Genomic DNA, 5,583 nt, shown 5'->3' on the forward strand with positions numbered 1-5,583 from the left:
GTGTGACCACGAGTTGCGGCTGCGGCGTTCGATCGCGTATGTCGCCTGTTCTGCTAAACGCTCTCCTGCATCCCAGAGAGCATCGCTCACATCAGCGCCAAGGCAGTCTTGATAGTTGATCGTGCCCCACGAACCGCTAATCGTTGCCACGGCTTGGCAACGATGGTAAGAGATGTAAATGTTCGGCCCACCAAGAGCCACCGCTAAGCTGAACCCATTGAACTCTCCTTGCATGTTGAACGTAACCTCAATGTCCCAACAATCGTCAAGATATTCAGACAACTCCTCCACGCAATCCGACTGAACCAAACTATCTAGTTTGGTTATGAACTCATCTACGCGCTCCTTTAATAGCGCCAAGTCCCTATCCATGATGACTCCCTCCAGGTGCTGTGTCGGTTGTGACTTTCTTTTTGCCGGCTGGCACGGAGTCAATAAGTCGCGGACAAGGTCTGCCCGTCACCATCGGCAAGCGGGCGCGGGTCATGGAATAAAAAACGAAGTGGTTTATGCCGTGAAAGCCCGCACCCACTTGAACGCGAAGCGTTTGACGGGCAGACCACGCGACGTAGACTCGAAAGCCAGCAGGAAAAAACCCCGGAGACAAGAAGAGTGCGCGCTCACGCGCTCCACAATTGCCACCACCAGTGGCACAAAAGAAACAAGGCCACGCACCGCGTGGCCACATCACGTTAAAAACGGCTAGGAAACTTCCTAGCCGTTTTTGCTTAGCGGTATATCTCGCGTCTGTGCCCGATGGAGATAGCCAAGATAGAAAGCTTATCGTCTTTGATTTCGGCAATGAGTCGATAGTCGCCGATGCGATAGCGCCATAAGCCAGCGAGATTGCCTGTTAAGGCTTTGCCGTGAATACGTGGGTTGTCGGCTTCCATGAGGTTTTTAGTAATCCAGCCTTTGATGATTCGTTGAGTGTAGTGATCGAGCTTTTTAAATTCTTTATCGAATGCTTTGGATGTTTCTAAACGCCAGTTCACAGCCCGCACTCTTCCCATAATTCTTCAATCGGGCGAGTTTTATATCCGTCTCGTTCCCACTCGTTCAGAGCTTCTTGGGCTATCTGTACGTCGTATTCATCCTCGATACGTTCGAACAGTGCTTGCTTGAATGCTTCACCTAAAGAAATCCCGTGCAAGTGCGAATAGCTTGTGGCTAGCTTGCGTTCTTTCTCGCTAAGTCTGATTGAAAAAGCCATGTTTACCGTCTCCCAACGCCTTTTAGTACATTGTACTTCAATCTGTGTTGTTTGTTAATGGTTAGCCGGACAAAGCCAGTCCTGTTTTCTTGAAGTGATGGCGGATAGTGCTGATTTCGTCCGCTTACCTACTCCCCGCGCTAGCGGGCATAAGTTCAGGCATTAGCGAGGGTCTTAACTATTTATGAGGGTTTAAGGCTCTTGAGACGGTGGAGCGGCTAACGCCGAGTACCCTGGCAATTTCAGCGTTATTAGAGCCGTTTTCTTGCATGGCTCTAGCGGTCTTTAACCGTTCAGGCGTCATGAGCGCGGGCCGGCCTCCAAGCCGTCCTTGGGAGCGTGCGGCAGCAAGGCCCGCTCGTGTTCGTTCTCTAATAAGGTCACGTTCGAACTGAGCAAAGGCTGCGGCCATGTGGAACACCAAACGCCCACCCGGAGTAGTAGTGTCGATCGATTCGGTAAGAGAGCGAAACTCAATGCCACGCTTATCTAAGTCCGCAATAACCTCAACAAGGTGGGGCAGTGAGCGGCCTAAGCGGTCGAGTTTCCACACCACAAGCGTGTCACCCTCACGCAAATAGTCCATCGCCAGCTCTAACTCTGGGCGCATGGTTTTAGCGCCCGAGGCATGGTCAGTGAAGATACGACTACACCCTGCGCGCGTGAGAGCGTCTAGTTGTCCGTCCAGATTCTGCTCCAGAGTAGATACGCGCGCATAACCAATAAGACTCATTACATCCCCCGTCCATAACCGTGATTCCTGCTCTTGCTGTGACGCTGTTGAGGCGCGACGTGGCGCGTTGGATGATCCAACTTCTTGAGCTGCGGGACTTCTCCAATGCCGGGTAGTGGTGGCCGTAATGGAGTGATGGCCTTGCTCAATACTTTTGCTAATCGTTTGTTGCTTCCTGTGGCTTGGCTGTAGAACCGGGCTGCTACAAAGTCCTCAATCAGTGCCTTGCCGGGGGCGAGTAAATCTTCGTTGAGTTTGTATCCGGCGTGAGTGCAAAGCTGGCTGTAGAAAATGAACTGGGTGCGGGTGTTGCCTTCTCGGAAGGGGTGAATGGTGTTGATCTCGCCCCATGACTCAGCCAATGCTGATATAAGCTCGTCGGAGGCTAAGCCGCGAAAGTAGTTGTTGTTTTTAATGTAAGAAAATTGGTGTTCTGCTGCTTCGGTGAGTGCGGGTCCTGCAGGGTAATAGTAATAGGTGCGCCACGGGGCGTTAGGGTCTCCAGGAGGATAGTCCACCACATCGGCATAGCCTTTCGCCATGAATGTATCTGGCGCGGTTCGTTCTTGTCCTGCCCATTCGTACACGTCTTGGAAAAGGTGGTAGTGAATGGCTTTCATGTGTTGATAATCAAAACGGCCGCGGATGGGGTGTAAACGCAGTTCACCCGCGCGAAGCGCGGTAGCGGTTTCTTCTGCTGCTCGTAGTATTTGAGCGTCAGGCTCTCCGTAAGGGTGGGTTGCCGTCACGAATTTATTTCTCAGCGTGGTCGTTCCTGGAATGTAGTAGTCGTTCCAAGAGTAGTAACGTTGTTCGTTCACTGTGTGCGGCGGATGTGCTGGATAGCTTGGGCGAGGTATTCAGCGTCGCTGATTTGTCCAGATAAACACTGCTCGAGCAAATCTCTAATGTAGGGGTCAGTAACAGCGTGGCCAGCTAAGGCGAGTGCAGTATCTGCAAACGATATGGCCTCGCGTACTGCGGCCTGAGATACTAAAGGCGGTTGTGTTGACACGCTCATAATATTTCTTCGCTTCCGTGGCGCACGCCTACCGTTGCACGCGCCAGATACTCGTCTATGCTTATTTCCCTGCGCACATAGTCGGTTAGGTTCTTGACAACGCGCCGAGTTGGTTCATTGCCTTCATGCCAACCCAAGGCGAGTGTGTCTAGGACGATTTCTCGTTGTGACGGCTCAAGACCTTCGAATAGATCAGGCCAGCGTTGCTCAATGTCAAAAGTGCTCACGGTGCCTCCCACGTGCTATTCAAATTCTACCGTGTGTGCGTGCGTTACTCAATGGGTGGTGGTTCTGCACGGGTTGGGTTTTGGGCGCTAGTTTTGCACGTTTTGTTTGGTTGGTTTTACGCGGTTTCTTGTTTCGGTAGTTGTGGTGTGCGTTATCGGTCGATAATGCACGCTCGTCTGGAGTGTAAGTCGTAGGGGCTAGATATTCCCCTAGAGGGACGCGACGACTTATGTTTCGACTAGTTGGCGGGCAATCATAGAGCGAACAAGTGTGCTTGGGGTTGTGTGTTCGTGTTCTGCTTGAGTTTGAATCGCGCGTTTCGTTGCTAACGGAACGTTGATTGAAAGAACTGAACTACCCTCGGGTGACAGGGAAATCTCTTAGTTAGGCAAAAGCAAGGTGCTTTTCTTGATCTCGGCACTCGCTTAAATACATGTTGATGATTGTTTGATATGGAATGCCGGTACGTGCTGATTCTGCCTTGAAATAGTCCACCGTTTCACTGTCAATATTGATTGTGACACGACGGCGAACCTTAGCAACGTAAGGGTTTGGTTGGCTGTGTGAAAAGTCTACTTCAGCAGGCATATCTAGAACATCTTTCACATCACTCATGACGATACCTCCAATACTGCTGCGCTTCTGTTTTCGTTGATTTTCTCGCTGAAATAATTCTTATAGCTTCTCCACCGTAACGTTCACAATGGCACACCGTAAGAACACGAGCTTGAAGATCCATCCCGATTAGGAAAAAACGTTCCTCAGTATCTGAGTGCTTAATGTCAGGAGTCACACGCGCATACGGATCTGAAAAAGCTTCTGCAGCAGCGTCAAAACTCACCCCGTGTTTGACGATATTCAACGCAGCTTTATGCTCGTCCCACTCAAAAAACACATACATATTATATACATATAACCTGCACAAAAGGAAGAACTAGAAAGCATCCGAGACAAGATACGCCCCCATAGGGGGCTAGGGGTTAAAACCCAAGGCTGAAACGAGGTGAAAATGGCCGGCGTTCAAGCTGGTTCCTATCTGTGTAGGGCTAGGCTCGCGGTTTGGTGTGGTGCGCGCCGGGTGGTGGGGTGTCTGGTTGGATGGTCTAGCTTCTTAATTTGCGGGACCTCCCCAATGCCGGGCAAGGGTGGCTTTGAGCGTGTGGGTGTTGTTTCGTGTGCTTCTTCTACTTGGGATTGTTCGTGCTGGCGGGTTTGTACGCGCTCTAAAGTGTTTACCGCTTCTTCGCTGGGGGTTTGCGGGTTGAGCTGGTCGATGATCCAGTTCGAGTTTTGGATTACCCGCTCCCCGGTGGCGAGGATGGTTTCTTCATTTGCGTCTGCCCACCCGGCGATGTATCCGGTGGAGTATTCGGCTGTGTCGAGACCGAAGTATTTACTGACCAGGTAGGCGCATGATTCGGCTTCTACTTCTTTAATCCCCCTGTGCATACTCCCGGTTTCGTCTGCCTGGCCCATGTGGAGTCGGGCATGACTGATCTCGTGAATAAGAGTTTTAAACTGGTGGCCCTCAGGCGCGTCGGTGGCTACTGCGATGGTTTTCTCACCTTGCCCCTCAACCATTGGCCGCATTGTTACTCCGTATGCGCCTCCAAGAGCTTTGCGCGTGGTTTCTTCATAGGTGTATCCAAGGTCTGCCACTATCTGCTTGGCGCGTTGCCATAATTGTTCGGAACGCTGCCCGGTTACTTGGGGTAGGTCTTTGCCTTTGATTGGCTCGCCGTCTGTTTGGTGGTAGCCAAATGTGGCCCGCACTGTAAACCCTGTGACGGCGGGCTTCCAGATAATGTCTTTCTTGTCGTACTTATCTAGCTCGCTTTTGTCTATTGGCCGGTCCTCATCTTTGAGGAAGGGGAGCTTGTAGGTGACGGGGGCGAGGACGTGGTAGCTTTTTTCTCCTTTTTGGACGTGTCTACCTAGCTTTTTCCACGCGGTGTAGGAAGCAAACGATGATTCCTTGCTTCCTCGCTGGTGTGCTTGGGTGTGGAGCCACACGAGGTTGCGAAATGAGTACTGGGGCATTTTCGCCATGTAGTCCAGCATGTCTTTCCATGTTTGTGTGTCTTTGAACCGGGCAGCTGCTGCGGCGATTTCTTCGTGAGCTTTCGCTAGTTTGGCTTCGCGTTCTTCTTTGGCTTCTTCTTTGCTGCGGGTGGCCATGATTAGTTGCCTACCTTGCCACTTTGAGCTTCAAGAGCCTGGAGGCGTTGCGTGAGCTGTTCGATCTGGTCTTGCTGGGCTTCGACCTGCTCGATGAGGGTTTCTACGAGTTCTAGCGTGGTGTATTGGTTTTCCATTTGAATCTCCTGGTTAGTTGTTCGCGCGTTCTAGGTGCCTTACAGCGCGTTTATGGGGTATGTCTGCGCGCTG

The 5,583-nt window shown here is 51.4% G+C and carries 10 protein-coding genes; all 10 read right to left on the bottom strand.

All coding sequences use genetic code 11. From position 1 onward, the window contains the following. On the bottom strand, positions 1–372 hold a 372-nt coding region (locus AC5RE1_RS05555; RefSeq protein WP_493938444.1), incomplete at its 3' end, for a hypothetical protein. A 356-nt stretch (positions 373–728) separates the two neighbouring features. Beyond that, positions 729–995, bottom strand: a complete 267-nt coding sequence (locus AC5RE1_RS05560) for a type II toxin-antitoxin system RelE family toxin (protein WP_006680477.1) — start codon at positions 993–995, stop codon at positions 729–731. Next, positions 992–1,213 (bottom strand): type II toxin-antitoxin system RelB family antitoxin, encoded by a 222-nt coding sequence (gene relB, locus AC5RE1_RS05565; protein WP_006680476.1) that lies wholly within the window; start codon positions 1,211–1,213, stop codon positions 992–994. Before relB ends, AC5RE1_RS05560 begins: the two co-directional genes overlap by 4 nt. 178 nt (positions 1,214–1,391) lie before the next feature. Then, on the bottom strand, positions 1,392–1,946 hold the full coding sequence (locus AC5RE1_RS05570; RefSeq protein WP_493938445.1) for a recombinase family protein: 555 nt from the start codon (positions 1,944–1,946) through the stop codon (positions 1,392–1,394). Beyond that, positions 1,946–2,767 (bottom strand): Fic/DOC family protein, encoded by an 822-nt coding sequence (locus AC5RE1_RS05575; RefSeq protein ID WP_195226050.1) that lies wholly within the window; start codon positions 2,765–2,767, stop codon positions 1,946–1,948. Before AC5RE1_RS05575 ends, AC5RE1_RS05570 begins: the two co-directional genes overlap by 1 nt. A 196-nt stretch (positions 2,768–2,963) precedes the next feature. Continuing rightward, complete coding sequence (locus tag AC5RE1_RS05580; protein ID WP_195226051.1) at positions 2,964–3,194, bottom strand: antitoxin VbhA family protein; 231 nt, start codon at positions 3,192–3,194, stop codon at positions 2,964–2,966. A 385-nt stretch (positions 3,195–3,579) separates the two neighbouring features. Then, the gene (locus AC5RE1_RS05585) at positions 3,580–3,810 is read right to left on the bottom strand and encodes a BrnA antitoxin family protein (protein WP_493938446.1); all 231 of its coding nucleotides are present in this window, start codon (positions 3,808–3,810) and stop codon (positions 3,580–3,582) included. After that, complete coding sequence (locus AC5RE1_RS05590; protein WP_493938447.1) at positions 3,803–4,090, bottom strand: BrnT family toxin; 288 nt, start codon at positions 4,088–4,090, stop codon at positions 3,803–3,805. The genes AC5RE1_RS05585 and AC5RE1_RS05590 overlap by 8 nt, the downstream gene beginning before the upstream one ends. Positions 4,091–4,227: 137 nt before the next feature. Further along, positions 4,228–5,373 (bottom strand): ArdC family protein, encoded by a 1,146-nt coding sequence (locus tag AC5RE1_RS05595; protein ID WP_493938448.1) that lies wholly within the window; start codon positions 5,371–5,373, stop codon positions 4,228–4,230. Positions 5,374–5,375: 2 nt separating this feature from the next. Continuing rightward, positions 5,376–5,510 (bottom strand): hypothetical protein, encoded by a 135-nt coding sequence (locus AC5RE1_RS05600; RefSeq protein ID WP_493938449.1) that lies wholly within the window; start codon positions 5,508–5,510, stop codon positions 5,376–5,378. Positions 5,511–5,583 lie beyond the last annotated feature (73 nt).

The sequence above is a fragment of the Actinotignum sp. usb-actsch-rep-73 genome (assembly GCF_059082735.1).

Bases quoted from the DNA above. Each gene is read 5' to 3' on its own strand.
- relB (WP_006680476.1), bottom strand. From the start codon at position 1,213: ATGGCTTTTTCAATCAGACTTAGCGAGAAAGAACGCAAGCTAGCCACA.
- AC5RE1_RS05570 (WP_493938445.1), bottom strand. From the start codon at position 1,946: ATGAGTCTTATTGGTTATGCGCGCGTATCTACTCTGGAGCAGAATCTG.
- AC5RE1_RS05585 (WP_493938446.1), bottom strand. From the start codon at position 3,810: ATGAGTGATGTGAAAGATGTTCTAGATATGCCTGCTGAAGTAGACTTT.
- AC5RE1_RS05595 (WP_493938448.1), bottom strand. From the start codon at position 5,373: ATGGCCACCCGCAGCAAAGAAGAAGCCAAAGAAGAACGCGAAGCCAAA.
- AC5RE1_RS05600 (WP_493938449.1), bottom strand. From the start codon at position 5,510: ATGGAAAACCAATACACCACGCTAGAACTCGTAGAAACCCTCATCGAG.